Source organism: Nocardia sp. NPDC004582, from assembly GCF_053602115.1.
Window position 1 is genome coordinate 40,382 of sequence record NZ_JBSGCY010000013.1, and the last position, 17,290, is coordinate 57,671.

Here is a 17,290-nt window from a genome sequence, read left to right on the forward strand (position 1 = left end):
GCCAGTAGTCCAGCTGCTCGGTGATGAGCGAGCGCGGGTCCTCCTCGGACCCCAGGGTCTCCCGCTGCCACAGCGCGTAATCCGCGTACTGCACCGGCAGTTCGGTCCAGCCGGGGGTCTCGCCCTGGCTGCGCGCGATATAGGCGGTCATCAGGTCGCGGACCAGCGGCGTCATCGAGAAGCCGTCGGCGGCGATGTGATGCGCCACCAGGACCAGCACGTGCTCGTCGGCCGCGAGGCGGTAGGCGCGCAGGCGCACCGCGGTCTCGGTGGTGACGTCGAAGCCCTGCGCCGCGAACGCGTAGACCGCGGCGAACAGCTCACCCTCGGTCACGTCCAGCACGTCCAGCTCCGGAATGGCACGGCCGGTGGGCAGCACCTTCTGGTAGGCGACGCCCTCGTGCGACGGGTACAGGGTGCGCAGCGACTCGTGGCGCGCCATCACGTCGGCGATCGCGCCGCGCATGGCGTCGAGATCCAGTGCGCCGGTGAGCCGGACGGCCGCCGGGATGTTGTTGGCGGCCGATTCGGGATCGAACCGGTTGAGGAACCACATGCGCTGCTGCGCGAGCGACAGCGGCGGGTATTCGGGCCGGGTGCGGACCGTGAGCGCCTGGCGCACACCGGTTCCCGCGTGCGACTCCACCCGCGCGGCCAGCGCGGCCACGGTCGGGGCCTCGAACAGCACGCGCACACCGATCTCGGCGTTCAGCGCGGCCGCCAGGCGGGCCACCACCTGCGTGGCGACCAGCGAGTTGCCGCCCAGCTCGAAGAAGTCGTCGTCCACGCCCACGCGCTCGGCGCCGAGCAGATCGGCGAAGATCTGCGCGATGATCTCCTCGATCGGGGTCGAGGGGGCGCGGAAACGCTTGGCCTCGAACACCGGGGCGGGCAGGGCCTTGCGGTCCAGCTTGCCGGAGGCGTTGACCGGGAAGGCGTCCAGCACCACGAGCGCCGCCGGAACCATGTAGGCGGGCAGCGAGGCGCTCAGCGCGGCCTTGACCCCGTCGACGTCGACAACCGCGTCGGGCTCGCGGACCACGTAACCCACGAGCTGGTCGCCCGCGTGCGCATCGGTGCGGACCACCACGACGGACTGGGCGATGCCCGGCTGCGCCAGCAGCGCCGCCTCGATCTCACCCAGCTCGATGCGCAGACCACGCAGCTTCACCTGGAAGTCGGTGCGGCCCAGGTAGTTCAGTTCCCCGTCGGCGGTCCAGGAGACCAGGTCGCCGGTGCGGTACATGCGGTCGCCGGAGACGAACGGGTTGGCCACGAAACGGTCCGCGGACAGGTCCGGGCGGCCCAGGTAACCGCGCGCGAGCTGATCGCCCGCGAGATAGAGCTCACCCGCGACACCCGGCGCGACCGGGTGCAGACGGGCGTCGAGGACGTAGGTCTCGGTGTTCCACACCGGACGGCCGATCGGCACGAAGACGGTGTCGGCGTCCACGACCTCGTGATAGGTGACGTCGACGGCCGCTTCGGTCGGGCCGTACAGGTTGTGCAGGCGCGCGCCGGTCAGCTCGCGCAGCTTCTGCGCGGTCGGCGCGGGCAGCGCCTCACCGGAGGCGAACACCTGACGCAAACGCGGTGCGGCGGTGGCGGAATCGCCGCCGTCGGTGCCGAGGGTGGCGACGAAGACCGACAGCATCGACGGCACGAAGTGCGCCGTGGTGATGCCGGCCTCCGCGATGACGTGGGCCAGGTAGACCGGGTCGCGGTGCCCGTCCGGCTTGGCGACCACCAGCCGCGCGCCGGTCTGCAAGGGCCAGAAGAACTCCCACACCGACACGTCGAAGGTCGCCGGAGTCTTCTGCAGCACCGCGTCGTTCGCGTCGATCGGGTACTCGTGCTGCATCCACAGCAGGCGGTTCACGATCGCGCCGTGCTCGACGGCCACGCCCTTGGGGCGGCCGGTCGAACCGGAGGTGAAGATCACGTAGGCGGTGTGCTCGGGCCGGATCGCCTGTCCGCGTTCGGCATCCGTGATCGGCGCGTCGGAGTAGGTGTCCAGGTTCAGGGTGTCGACTTCGAGCACCGGCACATTGCGGCCGGTCACGAAGTCGTCGCGGCCGGTGGTCAGGATGGCGACCGGGCGCGCGGTGTCGAGCACGTAGTCGATGCGCTCCATCGGCTGGTCCGGGTCCAGCGGCACGTACGCGCCACCGGCCTCCAGCACCGCGTACATGGCCACGACCAGATCCAGCGAACGCCGGATCGCCAGGGCCACCGGCGATTCCGCGGTGACGCCCTGGGCGATGAGCTTGCGGGCCAGCTTGTGCACCCGCGCCGCGAACTCGGCGTAGGACAGAGCTGTCCCCTCGAATTCCAGGGCAGGCGCATCGGGGCTGGTCAGGGCCTGGGCCTCGAACAGCGAGACCAGCGTGGCGGCCTCGCCCTCCGGCAGCGCGGGCAGCACCGAGGCGAGGTTGAACGACGTGTCGTTCCAGCCGTCCAGCACCTGATCGCGCTCGCCGGCGACCAGCAGGTCGATATCGCCGAGCGGCCGATCCGGGTGCGCGACAACGGCTTCCAGGATCAGGTCCAGTCGCCGCGCGAACGCCGCGATGGTGGGCTCGTCGAACAGGTCCAGCGCGTAGGAGATCTCGGCCGACATGCCGGCGTGCTCGCCGTGGTCGTCCTGCGCCTCCTGCAGGGTCAGCTGCAGGTCGAACTTGGCCAGACGGGCGTCGTAATCGATGCCGTTGACCGAGAGGCCGGGCAGTTCCAGGCTGGCCTGCCGGGTGTTCTGGAAGGTCAGCATGACCTGGAACAGCGGGTGGCGGGCCTGCGAACGCGCCGGGTTGATGACCTCGACCAGGCGCTCGAACGGCACGTCCGCGTGGGCGAAGGCGTGCAGGTCGGTGTCGCGGGACCGGGCCAGCAGGTCGGCGAAGGTCTCCGAGCCGTCCACCTCGGTGCGCAGCACCAGGGTGTTGACGAACATGCCGATCAGGTCGTCCAGGGCGGCCTCACCGCGGCCGTGCACCGGGGTGCCGATCGCGATGTCGGAGGTGCCCGACAGGCGGGCCAGCAGCACCGCGAGCGCGGAGTGCATGACCATGAACAGCGAGGCGTTGTGCCGGCGGCCCAGATCCATCAGCGCCTGCTGGGTTTCGGCGGAGATGGCGAACGGGTAGGTGCCACCCTGGTAGCTGGCCACGGCCGGACGCTGCCGGTCGGCGGGCAGCACCAGCTCGTCGGGCAGGTCGGCCAGGGCCTCGGTCCAGTAGCGGATCTGCTTGGAGATCAGCGCGTCCGGATCGTCCTCGGAGCCGAGCACCTCACGCTGCCACAGCGCGTAATCGGCGTACTGCACCGGCAGTTCCGCCCAGGCCGGGGCCTCCCACGAGGTGCGGGCCGCGTAGGCGACCATGACGTCGCGGGCCAGCGGGCCCATGGACCAGCCGTCGGCGCTGATGTGGTGGACCACCATGCCGAGGATGTACTCGGTGTCGCTGATCTCGAAAAGCGCCGCGTGCAAAGGCACTTCGCCGGTGACGTCGAAGGCCATGGTGGCCAGCTCGACCAGGTGGTCGATCAGATTGGCCTCGGTGACCGGCACCGGGGTCAGGTCCGGCACGATCTGCGCGGCGTCGAGCACCCGCTGCACCGGGCCGTGCGTGGTCTCCGGGAAGACGGTGCGCAGCGACTCGTGGCGGTCGATCACGTCGATGACCGCGACCTGCAGCGCCGCGATGTCGAGCTCACCGGAGAGCCGGATGGCGACCGGGATGTTGTTGACCGCCGAGGCGGTGTCGAAGCGGTTCAGGAACCACATGCGCTGCTGCGCGAGGGAAAGCGGAACCTCGGCGGGCCGTTCACGCGCCACCAGGGCCTTGCGGCCGCCGTCGCCGACATGCGATTCCACGCGGGCCGCCAGGGCCTCCACGGTGGCCGCCTCGAACAGCATGCGCACCGGCACGCGGGTGTCCAGGGCGGTGCCCAGGCGGGTCGCCACCTGGGTCGCGATCAGCGAGTTGCCGCCCAGCTCGAAGAAGTCGTCGTCGACGCCGACGCGGGCGATGCCCAGCACCTCGCCGAAGATCTGGGCGATGATCTCCTCGATCGGGGTGGTCGGCGCGCGGAATTCGCGCACCTCGAATCGCGGCGTCGGCAGCGCCTTGCGATCCAGCTTGCCGGAGGCGTTGAGCGGGAACGCGTCCAGCACCATGATCGAGCCCGGCACCATGTACGCGGGCAGGGTGCGCTGCAGCGAGGTCTTGACCCCGTCCAGATCCACCGGGCCGCGGGTCACGATGTAGGCGACCAGCTGATCGCCGGCCACGGTGTCGACGACCAGCACCACGGCCTGCTGCACCTTGGGGTGGTCCAGCAGCGCGGTCTCGATCTCACCCAGCTCGATGCGCTGACCGCGGAACTTCACCTGGAAGTCGGTGCGGCCGATGTAATCGATGACGCCCGGGTCGTTGTGGTTCCAGCGCACCAGGTCACCGGTGCGGTACAGCCGTGATCCCGGCTCGCCGTAGGGGTTGGCGACGAAACGCTCGGCGGACAGGTCGGGGCGGCCGAAGTAGCCGCGCGCCACCTGGACACCGCCGAGGTACAGCTCACCCGGGACGCCCGCGGGCACCGGGCGCAGGCCCTCGTCGAGCACATAGGTCTGCGCGTTCCACACCGGGCGGCCGATCGGCACCGAGGTGACCACCGGCGCGTCGATGGCGGCGGCGGTGGCGTGCACGGTGAACTCGGTCGGGCCGTAGAGGTTGTGCACGGCCGCGGTGGAGAAGCGGCGGAACGCGGTCACGGTGGCGGGCGGCAGCGCCTCACCGGCGACCAGAACCGCACGCAGGGACAGGCATTCGGACGCCGAGGCGGTCGAGGCGAACACGCTCAGCATGGACGGCACGAACGAGGTCATGGTGACCCGGTGACGTCCGATGACCTCCGAGAGGTACATCGGGTCACGGTGGCCGTCCGGCGCGGCGATGACCTGCTGCGCGCCGACCGCCAGCGAACCGAACAGCTCCCACACCGACACGTCGAAGGTGACCGGCGTCTTCTGCAGGATCACATCGGTGTCGTCGATGCCGTATTCGGCGGTGATCCAGGCGATCTGGTTGAGCACCGCGGCGTGCGGGATGGCCACGCCCTTGGGGCGGCCGGTCGAGCCGGAGGTGAACAGCACGTAGGCGGCATTGTCCGGGCGCAGCGGCGCGAGCCGGTCCGCGTCGGTGACCGGAGCGTCGCCGTAATCCCCGAGATCGAGCGAATCCAGCTGCAGCACCGGGCAATCCGAGGATTCCACGGCGTCGTCGACGGTGGTCAGCAGCACCACCGGCTCGGCGGTGCGCAGCACGTAATCGGTGCGCTCGGCCGGGTGGTCCGGATCGATCGGCACGTAGCCGCCGCCCGCGGTGAGGGTGGCGTAGATGGCGACCAGCATGTCCACCGAGCGGCGGATACCCACCGCCACCAGGGACTCCGGGCCGACGCCGGTGTCGATGAGCTTGCGCGCCAGGCGGTTCACCCGGGCGGAGAACTCGGCGTAGGTCAGCTCCTCGGCGGGGCCGAACATGCTGCCGCTGCGCTCGCCCGGATCGAAGATCAGGGCGGTGGCGTCCGGGCGGATCCGGACCTGCTGTTCGAACAGGTCGAGAACCGTAGCCGCGCCGCGCAGTTCGCGCGCGGTGCGGTTCCAGGTGCGCAGGACGGTCTCGCGCTCACCGGCGTCCAGGACGTCGATATCGCGGACCACGGTGTCCGGGGCGGCCACGGCGGTCTCGAGCACGCGCAGGTAGCGGTGCCCGAACTCGGCGACGGTCGACGCGTCGAACAGGTCGGTGGCGTAGGACAGGATCACCGACAGCCCGCCGGGCTCGCCGCCCAGGCCGCGCTGCTCGGTCAGCGTCCACTGCAGGTCGAACTTGGCGATGTCGACCTCGAGCTCGTCCGCGGAGACGGTGAGGCCGGGCAGCTCCATCGAGCCGTGCGACATCTCCTGGAACGACAGCATGACCTGGAACAGCGGGTGCCGGGCCTGCGAACGGGTCGGGTTGAGCACCTCGACCAGTCGCTCGAACGGGACATCGGTATTGGCGAAGGCCGCCAGATCGGTCTCCCGGGTGCGGGCCAGGAAGTCGGTGAAGCGTTCGGCCCCATCCACTTCCGAGCGCAGCACCAGGGTGTTGACGAACATGCCGATCAGGTCGTCGAGGGCCTGCTCACCGCGACCGGCGACCGGGGTGCCGATCGCGATATCGCTGGTGCCCGACAGGCGGGCCAGCAGCACGGCCAGCGCGCTGTGCATGACCATGAACAGCGAGACACCCTGGGCGCGAGCCAATCCCGCGAGCCGGACGTGCAGCTCGGCCGGGATCTCGAAGGTGACGCGGGAACCGTGGAAGCTCTGCACCGGCGGCCGCGGGCGATCCGCCGGCAGGTCCAGCTGATCCGGCAGCCCGGCCAGCGCCGTCCGCCAGTAGTCGTTCTGGCGCGCGGCCATGGAGTCGGCGTCGGATTCCGAGCCGAGCAGCTCCCGCTGCCAGATGCTGAAGTCCTGGTACTGCACCGGCAGCGGCGCCCACGCGGGCTCCTGACCGGCGACCCGGGCCAGGTAGGCGGCGGTCATATCGCGCGAGAGCGGACCGAAGGAGAAACCGTCGGCCGCGATGTGGTGCACCACGAACGCGACCGCGAGATCCAGTTCGGAGTCGTCGGCGGCGGCATGGCGGCCGGTCTCGGCGGTGGCGGACGCGGCGACGCGGAACACTCGCACGCGGATCGGCAGCTGGGTGGAGACGTCGAAGCCCGCCGAGGCGAACTGCGCCAGCGCGCCGCGCAATTCACTCTCGGCGAGGTCGTGCACCTCGATGCCGAGATCCACCTCGTCCATCGGCAGCACCTGCTGGAAGCCGCCGTCACCGGACTCGGGGAAGATGGTGCGCAGCGACTCCTGACGAGCCACCACGTCGGTCAGCGCCAGCTGCAGCGCCTCGATGTCGACCTGCCCGCGCAACCGCACCACGAACGGCAGGTTGTAGGTCGGGACGTTCGGGTCGAACTGGTTGAGGAACCACATGCGCTGCTGCGCCAGCGACAGCGGCACCCGGTCCGGACGCGGCTGCGCCACCAACGGCGGGCGCGAGACGTCGGCGGGCCCAGCGGCTTCCACGCGCGCGGCCAGCCCGGCCACGGTCGGGGTCTCGAACAGCGCGCGCACACCCAGGCGAGTGCTGAACGCGGCCGAGATGCGGGCCACCACCTGGGTGGCGACCAGCGAGTTGCCGCCCAGATCGAAGAAATTGTCGTCGACGCCGACCCGGTCGTGGCCGAGCACATCGGCGAACACGCCCGCCACGATCTCCTCGGCGGCGGTGCGCGGGGCGCGGTACCCGGCGGCGTCCGCGCTGAACACCGGCTCCGGCAGAGCCTTGCGGTCCAGCTTGCCGGAGGTGTTGAGCGGGAACGCCTCCAGCACCATGATCGAGGCCGGGACCATGTAGGTCGGCAGCTTCTCGGCGGCGAAACGGGTCAGCTCGGCCGGGTCGATGGACTGGCCGGGGACCGGCACCACGTAGGCGACCAGCTGCTGGCCGGTGGCGGTGTCCATGACCAGCACGGCGGCCTGGCTGACGGTCGGGTGCGCGAGCAGGTCGGTCTCGATCTCACCGAGCTCGATGCGCTGACCGCGGAACTTCACCTGGAAGTCGGTACGGCCGATGTACTCCAGCGCTCCGGAGTCGTTCCAGCGCACCAGGTCACCGGTGCGGTACATGCGCTCGCCGGTGGCCGACAGCGGATTCGCGACGAAGCGGTCCGAGGTCAGGTCGGGGCGGCCCTTGTAGCCGCGCGCCAGCTGGCGGCCCGCCAGATAGAGCTCACCCGCGGCGCCGATGGCGGCCGGCCGCAGATGCGAATCCAGCACATAGACTTCGACATTCCACTCGGGCACACCGATCGGCACCGTGACGGTGTCGGCGGCGGTGTTCTCCCAGTAGGTGACCGAGACCGCGGCCTCGGTGGGGCCGTACAGGTTGTGCAGTCCGGCCGAGGTGATCTCGCGGAAGCCCGCACCGGTCTCCGGCGGCAGCGCCTCACCGATCACGAAGACGTACTTCAGCGACGCGCACTGGGCGCGGGTGGCGTGCGCGACGAACACCGTCAGCATGGACGGCACGAAGTCGGTGACCGTGACGCCGTGGCGCTCGATCATCTCCGCCACGTACAGCGGATCGCGGTGACCGTCCGGAGTGGCCACGATCAGCTTCGCGCCGACCAGCAGCGGCATGAAGTAGCCCCACAGCGACACGTCGAAGGTGGTGGCCGTCTTCTGCAGGTACACATCGTCTTCGGTCATCGGATACTCGTCGAGCATCCACAGTTCCTGGTTGACGATGGCGTGGTGGGTGACCGCGACGCCCTTGGGGCGGCCGGTCGAACCCGAGGTGTAGATGACGTAGGCGGTGTTGTCCGGGCGCAGTGGCGCGCGGCGGTCCGCGTCGGTCACCGGCTCGGCGGAGAACCCGGAGACGTCGAGGGTGTCGATCTCCAAGCGCCGCACGGACTCCGGCAGCTCGAGCTCGTCGCGGGCGGTGGTCAGTACACAGACCGGTGCCGCGGACTCGAGGATGTAGGCGGTGCGGTCGGCCGGATGATCGGGGTCGATCGGCACGTACGCGCCACCGGCGCGCAGCACCGCGTGCATGCCCACGACCAGCTCCAGCGAACGCCGCATGCCCAGGGCGACCAGCGATTCCGGGCCGACGCCGTCCGCGATCAGGAAACGCGCCAAGCGGTTGACCCGCTCGCCGAACTCGGCGTAGGTGAGCCGCTCGCCCTCGAACTCGACGGCCACATTGTCCGGGGTCAGCGGAATCTGCTTGTCCAGCAACGCGGGCAGCGTGGTGACCGGCACCTCGTGCGCGGCGGAGTTCCACTCCACCAGGGTGCGGGTGCGCTCGGCCGCGGTGGTGATGGGCAGGCCCCACACCGGCTGCTCCGCCTCCGCCGCCAGGAAGCGGTCGAAGAACTCCAGGAAACGCGCGTGGTGGCTGCGGGTCTCCTGATCGGAGTACAGGTTGGGGTTGGTCTCGAAGTCGATGTGGTTCCGGGTGCCCTTCACCGACTGGTAGAAGTTGACGCCCAGGTCCTCGATGGAACCGGTGGACAGCACGCTGTACTCGCCGGTGATGTCGCCGAGCACGACCTCGTTGTGGAACAACATGATGTTGACCCACGGGCCGAAGAACTGCGAGCCGACCTCGCCGCCGGAGAAGTCACCCGAGATGTCGCGCTTGATGTCCTCGGCCCGGTAGCGCTGGTGCCGCAGGGCGCCCGAGACGGCGACCGTCACCTGCGACAGCAGGTCGGCCACGGTGGAGTCGTGGCCCACGCGCAGCCGCAGCGGCACGATGTTCGAGGCCGCGCCACCCGAGCGGCGCATGATGGCCGTCGTCCGCGCGGTCACCGGGAGGCTGAGGATGACATCGGTGTTGCCGGTCCACTGCGCGAGGTAGGCGGCGAAACCGGCGATGAGCAGACCCGCGGGCGAGTTCTCGTGCCGCGCCACGGCCTGATCCAGCAGCGAGGCCTGATCGTCGGTGAGCGCGCCGGTGGCGATGCGGTTGGTCGCGGCCGGCGGCGCCGAGCGGCCGACCAGGCTGGTGCCGTCCTCGAGGCCGGCGACCCGCTCGGCCCAGTACTCCTTGTCGGACTTGAAACGGCTGGACTCGCGGTAGGCGAATTCCTGCTCGACCAGGGTGGGCAGATCGGTCAGCTTGTGCGGGGCGGGCTCGGCGCCGCGGACGAACGCGGTGTAGACCTCGGCGACCCGGGTCATGTAGGTGACCGCGCCGAAACCGTCCAGCACGATGTGGTGGATGCGGGCGTACCAGTAGTAGTGCCCGTCGGCCAGCTTGATCATGGCCGTGCGGATCAGGCGGTCGCGGGTGAGCTCCAGCGGGGCGCTGTAGTCGGCGCGCATCCAGGCCTGGGCGGCGGTGGCCGGGTCGGCCTCGCCGGTCAGGTCGACGTGGTAGATGGTGCGGTCCAGGGAGTGGTCCACCATCTGCATGGGCTCGCCGTCACGTTCGACGATGCGCAGGAAGCCGGAACCGAACTCCTCCGACGCCCGGACCATGGCGCGGTCGAGCAACTCGAGGTCGAGTTCCCCGCGCAGCTCCACGAACTGGGCGATATTGATCGGAACCTGCGGGTCCAGGTGCTGGGCATACCAGATGCCGAGCTGCGCCGGCGACAGCGGGAAAAGCTCGCCCGATCCCGGTGCGATTTCGCTGCCAGCTTCGCCGATGCCGCCGAAATCCAGCCGGTCCAACCCAAACCTCGCTTCCGGAACACCACGATCGCAGCGTTCCCCGCCGAAAAACCCGAACAGGACGCCATCGCTGCTGTGAGCGTGGCGTCCGGCGTTCGGGGCTTACTTCACCGTATTGAGACTCCCTGGGAGGTATCCCCCCAGCTGGCCGATCTTGTTACATGGGCGCGACCACACCCCCCGGCCATTGCCGGGTCGAAGACGCAATCTTGGTGACGGACACTCGGTCCAATCTACCGTCAGCGTGCAAGCCGGAACCAGAAAGGGCCATAGCCGTCGGCTATCCACCCATTTCGCTGTTTCACCCAGTGATATGCGACCTATCGCGACCAGGGTCGTACAGGTGGGACTGCGCGCAATCGATGCTCTCGGCCAGCGCCGGACCGACCAGGATGACGGCCGCCTGCCGCAGCCCCGCCGCCTCCACCCGATCCGCGATATCGGCCAGGGTGCCCCGGAGAACCCGCTGTTCGGGCTGCGTCGCGCGATACACGACGGCCACCGGGCACCCGGCGCCGTAGTCGGCGGTCAGCTCCTGCGCGAGCGTCCGGATCCGGGTGATGGCCAGGTGCAGCACCAGCGTGGCCCGGGTGCGGGCGAAGTTGGCGAGCGCCTCCGATTCGGGCATAGCCGTCGAACGCGCATGTGTCCGAGTCAACACCACCGACTGCACCTGTTCGGGCACAGTCAGTTCCGTCCCGAGCAAGGCCGCGGCGGCCGCGTACGCGGGCACCCCCGGCGTCACGTCCCACGGAATCCCGAGCGCGTCGAGCCGGCGCTTCTGCTCGGTGAGCGCCGAATAGAGCGAGGGGTCGCCCGAGCACAGCCGCGCGACATCCTTGCCTTCGGCGTGCGCTCGCGCGCAGTGCGCGACGATCTCGTCCAGATCCAGCTTCTGGGTGTCGATCAACTCCGCGTCCGGCGCGCAGTACGCCAGCACCTCCGGATCCAGATACGTCCCCGCGTACAGGCACACCGGCGACCGGCGCAGCAGTTCGACCGCGCGCACGGTCAGCAGATCCGCCGCTCCCGGCCCGGCCCCGATGAAGTGCACTGTCATCGGCCGAGTCTCGCACACCCGCTCAGGCGAACCGACCGACCGCCACCAGAGCCAGACCCACCGCCGCGACCGGCGTCAGCACCTTCGCGATCCCCGTGGCCCACGGCAGCACCACCCCCAGGCCGCCCAGGATCTCCACGATCCCGATCCCCCGCACCGCGTTCTGCGACAGGTCGTCCACCCACGGCATCCCGCCGCGCAGCGTGTCCTTCTCGATCGCCGCCTTCGCGACGCCCCCGAGCACGAACGACGCCGCGAGCACGATCTGCCCGATCCACAGCCAGGTGTTCATTGGTCCTTCTCCTTGTCGTACATCCAGCTCGCGGCAACAGAATCCGCGACCCGGTCGATCAGCGCCCGATCCCCCTGCCCACCGAGCATGGTGAGCCAGAGGAAGACCGGTCCCGCGAATTGCGCGTGCGCCCAATCCAAGTCGGGCAGCCCGGCCAGATCCCCTTCCGTAATCGGAGGTTTCAGCCGCTGACCTTGAAATCGGCGAGCACCTTGGTGGGGAAGAGCCGGACGACGAGCTCGCCGGGGACGCCGTTGCGCTTGCCGAACTCCTCGGCGCGGTCCGCGCCCATGTAGCGGGCGGCGATATCGGTGGCGGTGCGAATGAGGTCCCCGGGCTCTTCGGAGACCTCGGTCACGCCCTGCACCTGAACGAAAGAGTATGGGGGCTCGGCCACATCGACGCAGAGGGTGACACGGCCGTCACGCAGGATCGAGCGGCCCTTGGCGGTGTCCTTGCCGGTGTTGAAGACGATGACGTCGCCGTCGAGGACGAACCAGATCGGGGCGACCAGGGGGCGGCCGTCGGCGGCCACGAAGGCCAGCTTGCCGGTGCGGGTGCCCGCGCTCAGAAACTCGCGTACTCGGGAATCGGAGAGTGAGGCCATAGCGGACACCGTACGACGCTCAGCCGTGCATGCCCCGGAGGCGGGCGATCTGAGTTTTGCTGAGCTCCTGAGCCTTTCGCATGTGCAGGATGATCGCCTCGAGTTCGGCGTCGGTGTGATCGTTCAGCATGGCCTCCCACCCCTCGCCCAGGTCGTCCCAGGTCGCGGTGATGCGGGCGACCGCTTCGGGGACCGGGGTGACCAGCACGCGGCGGCGGTCCTCGGGATCGGCTTCGCGGGTGACATAGCCGCCGCGTTCCATGCGGTCGACCAGACGAGTGGCGGAGCCGGTGGTCAAGCCCGTCATGTCGGCGATCTGCTTGACCGTCAGCGGCTGCGATTCCGCGGTGAGCAGGCTCAGGCATTGCAGGTCGGTGGGATGCAGTCCGAGCTTGTCCGCGATGGCCTGGTTGAACAGCGTGTACGCGGCCATGTACCGGCGCGATTCGCCGGAGAGTTCGTCGTACAACGCCTGGCGACGCTGGGATGTCATCCGGGTCACACTCCTGAATAGCTGCGCGGCGCAGCAATATTGCCTAGATTGCTGCGTGGCGCAGTTAATGCGCCACGCAGCAGATATTACCTTGTGGAGGAACCATGCTGGCGAGAACCTCGTCGAGGCCGCCGTCGCCGCTCACCTCGGCCACCTCGTCTTCACCTCCGTCGCGCACGCCGACCGCGAGACCGGTGTGCCGCACTACGAGAGCAAATTCGCGATCGAACGCCGACTGTCCGCCTCGGGCGTGCCCTGGACCGTCATCGCTCCGGCCGCCTTCATGGACAACTACGCCACCGGCTGGACCCTGGACGGCCTGCGCGAGCAGACCTTCTCCTGGCCCATGCCCGCCGAGCAGCCGTTGACCCTCATCAGCGCCACCGATATCGGCGCCTTCGCCGCCCTCGCCCTGGACCGCCGCGCCGAATTCGTCGGTCGCCGTATCGATATCGCCGCGGACGAGCTCACGCCCGCGCAGATCGCCGCGACCTTGGCCGCCGCCATCGACGCGCCGATCGCGCACCGGGAGGTCCCGCTCGCGTACGTACGCTCCCGTTCCACCGATCTGGCCGCCATGTTCGAGTACTTCTCGACCGTCGGTCTGGATGTCGATGTCGCCGGTCTGCGCCGCGACTACCCCGAGATCGCCTGGCATTCCTTCGCCGACTGGGCCTCCGCCCAGGATTGGCCCACGCTGCTGGCCGCCGCGCCTGCCGCCCACTGAGTTCGGCTGTTCCGCGCGGTCAGATCGCTCCGCGCTCGCGGGCCCTGGCCACGGCGGAGGTTCGGGACTTCACGCCGAGCTTCGAATAGATGTGGACCAGGTGGGATTTGACGGTGGTCTCGGAGAGGAAGAGGCGTTTGCCGATCTCGCGGTTGGAGTGGCCGTCGGCGACCAGGCGCAGGACTTCGATCTCGCGGGGACTCAGGGTGGTGTCGGGTTTGCGGACCCGGGTCATGAGACGGGAGGCGACCGACGGGGAGAGGACGCTCTCGCCTTCGGCGGCGGAGCGGACGGCGGCGAGGAGTTCGGCGGGCGGGGTGTCCTTGAGGATGTAGCCGACCGCGCCCGCCTCGATGGCGCCGAGGATGTCGGCGTCGGTGTCGTAGTTGGTGACCACCAGGACGTTCGGCGGGTTCGGGAGACCGCGCAGGGCGGCGGTGGCGTCCGCGCCGGACTTGCCCGGCCCGAACCGCAGATCCATCAGGACCAGATCGACCGGGGTGGTGGAGCAGAAGGCCACCGATTCCTCGGCGGTGGCGACCTCCCCCACGACGTCGATGTCGTCGGAATCGGTTTCGGCGGCGCTGGAGTCGAGCAGGGCGCGCAGGCCCGCGCGGACGATGGCGTGGTCGTCGGCGAGGAGGATGCGGATCATTGGTCCTCCAGGGGGAAGTAGACGGTGACCGCGGTGTGGCCGGGTTCGGATTCGACATCCATGGTGCCGCCCTGCTGCTCCACCCGATTGCGCATGGCGTTCAAACCGAAGCTGCCCGACGGGGACTCGGCCAGCACGGCCGGATCGATGCCCACCCCATCATCGACCACGTCGAGGTGCACGGCGTCATCGCCGTAGGTGAGGGTGACCCGCATCCGCTGAGCCTGCGCGTGCCGCACCACATTCGACACCGCGCCCTGGGCGATCCGGACCAGCGCGGCCTCGATGGGCATGGGCAGCGCCTGCGGATCGCCCTCGACGAGGACCCGCGCGTCCAGCCCGGGCGCGGCGGCCCGCTCCGCGATCCGGTTGAGCGCGCCCGCGAGGGACTGGCCCTCCAGGGCGGCGGGCGTGAGTTCGGCGATGAGATGGCGGGTTTCGACGAGGCTGTCGGCGGCGGTCTCCCGGGCCAGCCGAATCCGTTCCAGCGCCGGATGATCGGGGGCCGCGCGCTCGACGGCGTGCAGCAGCAGCTGAATACTGCTGAGCCCTTGGGCGACGGTGTCGTGGATCTCCTGCGCCAGCCGCTCCCGCTCGGCCATCTTGCCCGCGGTGCGCTCCTGTTCGGCGAGAGTCTCTCTGGTGGCGAGCAATTCGTCGATGAGCCGCTGCCGTTCCGCGGCTTCCCGGAACAGGGCTTCGTAGCCGAGCCCGATGGCGACCGCGACCAGTGCGCCCAGCAGCGGGCCGATCACACCGGCGACCGTCCAGCCGCGGTGTGCCGCGAACCCGACCACCGCCACCGTGGTCGCGGCGATCACCGCGACCACGCCCCAATAGCGCGGCAGCAGATGCAGATAGAGGAAGAAGAGCCCGAAGACCAGATAGACGGCCAACGGGGCGACCAGGACGAGGCCCAGCCAGAGCAGCGTCAGCACGCCCAGCCAGACCCGCGCGCCGACCAGATTGCGCCGGTATCGGCCGCCGACGAAGTAGACGCCCAGGAAGATGCCGGCCAGCACGACCACCAGCACCCGATGCGCCCCGGAGACGACCTCCTGCACCGCCACCACCACGGTCAACGCCACGACCAGCACATGCAGCCCGAGCTGCAAGGCGGAGAAGACGGGAGTCAGGGGGGACCGGTGCACGCGACCAGCTTATGCCCGGCAATTACCCCGGCATCCATCGAAAGTAGGAAACGCCGCCGTGCCGTTGGCGGACCGGGATTCGTTCCGCGGCGCGATGGCCGGAAGGGCTTCCCCGGACAGAGTGTAGGTATGTTCGTCGCATTCAGAGATCTGCGGGCGGCCCGCGGCCGCTTCCTCCTGATTACCCTGGTGGTCACGCTGGTCGCGCTGCTGGTCAGCTTTCTCAGCGGTCTCACGGCCGGTCTGGCGCACCAGAACATCTCCGCCATCGAATCGCTGAAGACCGACACGGTCGTCTTCTCCGACACCGGCTCGTCCCCCTCCTTCGACGCCTCGACGTTGAGCACCGAACAGGTCCAGACCTGGGAGCGGGCGGGCGGCACCGTCGACCCGATCGGCATCAGCCGCACCCGCGCCACCGTCAACGGCGCGTCACCCACCCAGGTGGCGCTGTTCGGCGTGCAGGGCACCCCCTTCGGCAAGCGCACAGCTACCGAACCCGGCACGGTGATCCTGTCCAAGGCTGCCGCGAAGAACCTCGACGCCGAGACCGGGGACACGGTCGAGCTGGGCTCGGCTCGCTACAGTGTGGCCGGCGTGACCGAAGACGACTGGTACGCGCACACCCCGGTGGTGTGGATGACCCTGTCGGACTGGCAGGCGCTCAACCCGCATTCGGGCGCGGCCACCATCCTCGCGGTGTCCGGGGTGGGCGAGCAGAAGGCCCTCAACGCGAGCGCGCACACCACCACGACCAGCAGTAAGGACTCGCTGTCCGCCATGGCCTCCTACCAGGCCGAGAACGGTTCCCTGACGCTGATGACCGTCATGCTGTTCGCCATCTCGGCGCTGGTGATCGGCGCGTTCTTCACGGTGTGGACCGTGCAGCGGCAGCCCGACATCGCGACCCTGAAGGCCCTGGGCGCGACCACCGGCTCGCTGATCCGCGACGCGTTGAGCCAGGCCCTGATCGTGCTACTGCTCGGCGTCGGCGTGGGTGTCGGGATAACCGTTGTCGCCGGACTGTTCATGGGCGGCGCGGTGCCGTTCATCCTCAGCCTGAGCACCACCCTCTTCCCGGCCGCCGCCTTGATCGCGCTCGGCCTGCTGGGCGCCGCCTTCGCCCTGCGGTTCCTCGTCACCACCGATCCGCTGACCGCGCTCAACCAGGCCCGCTGATGACCACAATCCCTTTGCCTCCCAGGAGCATCGCGATGACCAACACACTGACCGTCTCCGACCTCACCCTCACCTTCCCGGACGGCGCGGACCGCATCACCGCGCTCGACCACGTGAACCTGCGGGTGCGCGGCGGCGAGATCGCCGCCATCACGGGGCCGTCGGGGTCCGGCAAGTCCACGCTGCTGGCGACGGTGTCGACGCTGCTACGGCCGGACTCGGGCCGGGTAGAACTCGAAACCGCGACTGGGACCGTCGATCTCGCGGCGCTGAGCCGCAGGGATGCCGCGACCATGCGGCGGAATTCGATCGGGATCGTTTTCCAGCAGAGCAATCTGGTTCCCGCGCTGACCACCATCGAGCAGCTCGAGGCGATGGTGCATCTGGGTCAGAGTTGGTTCGTCTCCCCGGGCAAGCGGCGCGAAGTTCGTTCGCGGGCGCGGGATCTGCTGCATGCGGTGGGGTTGAGCGGGCATGAGAACAAGCGGCCGGCTCAGTTGTCGGGCGGGCAGCGGCAGCGGGTCAATATCGCCCGGGCACTGATGAACGATCCGTCGCTGCTGGTTATCGACGAACCGACCAGTGCGTTGGATCAGGAGCGTGGGGCGGCGATCATCGATTTGATCGTTGGGATCGTTCGGGAGCATTGGGCGGCCACTCTGCTTGTTACACATGATCTTTCACATTTGGATCAGATGGATAGCGTATACAAGATGGTGGATGGTGTTCTTACGCAACAGAAATCAGCAATCGCGGCGTGAATTAGTTTGGTATACCGGACATTTCGGGTTCCTCGAGTGATCACGCGGGCGTAGAATGGAGGCAT

General features: G+C 69.2%; 11 protein-coding genes (1 of these 11 only partly in view). 3 read left to right on the forward strand and 8 right to left on the reverse strand.

What is annotated here, in order from left to right:
- The 6 genes from ACWELJ_RS06370 to ACWELJ_RS06395 all read right to left on the reverse strand — a co-directional run.
- Positions 1-10,300, reverse strand: partial view of a non-ribosomal peptide synthase/polyketide synthase gene (locus ACWELJ_RS06370; protein ID WP_452365131.1) — the start only. Its footprint begins 33,938 nt before the window's first position; the window shows 10,300 of its 44,238 coding nt (coding positions 1-10,300); its start codon is at positions 10,298-10,300; its stop codon lies beyond the left edge, outside the window.
- Positions 10,301-10,601: 301 nt separating this feature from the next.
- Entirely contained in the window at positions 10,602-11,360 is a 759-nt protein-coding gene (cobM, locus tag ACWELJ_RS06375) for a precorrin-4 C(11)-methyltransferase (RefSeq protein WP_452365132.1), read from the reverse strand.
- A 22-nt stretch (positions 11,361-11,382) separates the two neighbouring features.
- Positions 11,383-11,652, reverse strand: a complete 270-nt coding sequence (locus ACWELJ_RS06380) for a DoxX family protein (protein ID WP_452365133.1) — start codon at positions 11,650-11,652, stop codon at positions 11,383-11,385.
- The gene (locus ACWELJ_RS06385) at positions 11,649-11,792 is read right to left on the reverse strand and encodes a hypothetical protein (RefSeq protein ID WP_452365134.1); all 144 of its coding nucleotides are present in this window, start codon (positions 11,790-11,792) and stop codon (positions 11,649-11,651) included. Before ACWELJ_RS06385 ends, ACWELJ_RS06380 begins: the two co-directional genes overlap by 4 nt.
- 41 nt (positions 11,793-11,833) lie before the next feature.
- Entirely contained in the window at positions 11,834-12,259 is a 426-nt protein-coding gene (locus tag ACWELJ_RS06390; RefSeq protein ID WP_452365135.1) for a PPOX class F420-dependent oxidoreductase, read from the reverse strand.
- Between the two features lie 19 nt (positions 12,260-12,278).
- Positions 12,279-12,752 (reverse strand): MarR family winged helix-turn-helix transcriptional regulator, encoded by a 474-nt coding sequence (locus ACWELJ_RS06395; RefSeq protein WP_452365136.1) that lies wholly within the window; start codon positions 12,750-12,752, stop codon positions 12,279-12,281.
- Between the two features lie 67 nt (positions 12,753-12,819).
- Here ACWELJ_RS06395 and ACWELJ_RS06400 point away from each other — a divergent pair, with 67 nt between their 5' ends.
- Entirely contained in the window at positions 12,820-13,479 is a 660-nt protein-coding gene (locus tag ACWELJ_RS06400; RefSeq protein ID WP_452365137.1) for an NmrA family NAD(P)-binding protein, read from the forward strand.
- A gap of 19 nt (positions 13,480-13,498) precedes the next feature.
- Here ACWELJ_RS06400 and ACWELJ_RS06405 read toward each other — a convergent pair whose 3' ends face one another.
- A complete protein-coding gene (locus tag ACWELJ_RS06405; RefSeq protein ID WP_452365138.1) occupies positions 13,499-14,134 on the reverse strand; it encodes a LuxR C-terminal-related transcriptional regulator in 636 nt (211 codons plus the stop codon).
- A complete protein-coding gene (locus ACWELJ_RS06410) occupies positions 14,131-15,285 on the reverse strand; it encodes a sensor histidine kinase (protein WP_452365139.1) in 1,155 nt (384 codons plus the stop codon). Before ACWELJ_RS06410 ends, ACWELJ_RS06405 begins: the two co-directional genes overlap by 4 nt.
- Positions 15,286-15,414: 129 nt before the next feature.
- On the opposite strand from ACWELJ_RS06410, the gene ACWELJ_RS06415 reads away from it, so the two are divergent.
- Both ACWELJ_RS06415 and ACWELJ_RS06420 read left to right on the forward strand, forming a co-directional pair.
- The gene (locus ACWELJ_RS06415) at positions 15,415-16,464 is read left to right on the forward strand and encodes an ABC transporter permease (RefSeq protein ID WP_452365140.1); all 1,050 of its coding nucleotides are present in this window, start codon (positions 15,415-15,417) and stop codon (positions 16,462-16,464) included.
- Between the two features lie 35 nt (positions 16,465-16,499).
- Entirely contained in the window at positions 16,500-17,225 is a 726-nt protein-coding gene (locus ACWELJ_RS06420) for an ABC transporter ATP-binding protein (protein ID WP_452365141.1), read from the forward strand.
- Positions 17,226-17,290: the final 65 nt, after the last annotated feature.

What these genes read in the sequence shown, in the direction of transcription:
- ACWELJ_RS06405 (WP_452365138.1), bottom strand. Translation starts at nt 14,134, where the DNA reads ATGATCCGCATCCTCCTCGCCGACGACCACGCCATCGTCCGCGCGGGC.
- ACWELJ_RS06415 (WP_452365140.1), top strand. Translation starts at nt 15,415, where the DNA reads ATGTTCGTCGCATTCAGAGATCTGCGGGCGGCCCGCGGCCGCTTCCTC.
- ACWELJ_RS06390 (WP_452365135.1), bottom strand. Translation starts at nt 12,259, where the DNA reads ATGGCCTCACTCTCCGATTCCCGAGTACGCGAGTTTCTGAGCGCGGGC.
- ACWELJ_RS06395 (WP_452365136.1), bottom strand. Translation starts at nt 12,752, where the DNA reads ATGACATCCCAGCGTCGCCAGGCGTTGTACGACGAACTCTCCGGCGAA.
- cobM (WP_452365132.1), bottom strand. Translation starts at nt 11,360, where the DNA reads ATGACAGTGCACTTCATCGGGGCCGGGCCGGGAGCGGCGGATCTGCTG.
- ACWELJ_RS06400 (WP_452365137.1), top strand. Translation starts at nt 12,820, where the DNA reads ATGCGCCACGCAGCAGATATTACCTTGTGGAGGAACCATGCTGGCGAG.
- ACWELJ_RS06380 (WP_452365133.1), bottom strand. Translation starts at nt 11,652, where the DNA reads ATGAACACCTGGCTGTGGATCGGGCAGATCGTGCTCGCGGCGTCGTTC.
- ACWELJ_RS06420 (WP_452365141.1), top strand. Translation starts at nt 16,500, where the DNA reads ATGACCAACACACTGACCGTCTCCGACCTCACCCTCACCTTCCCGGAC.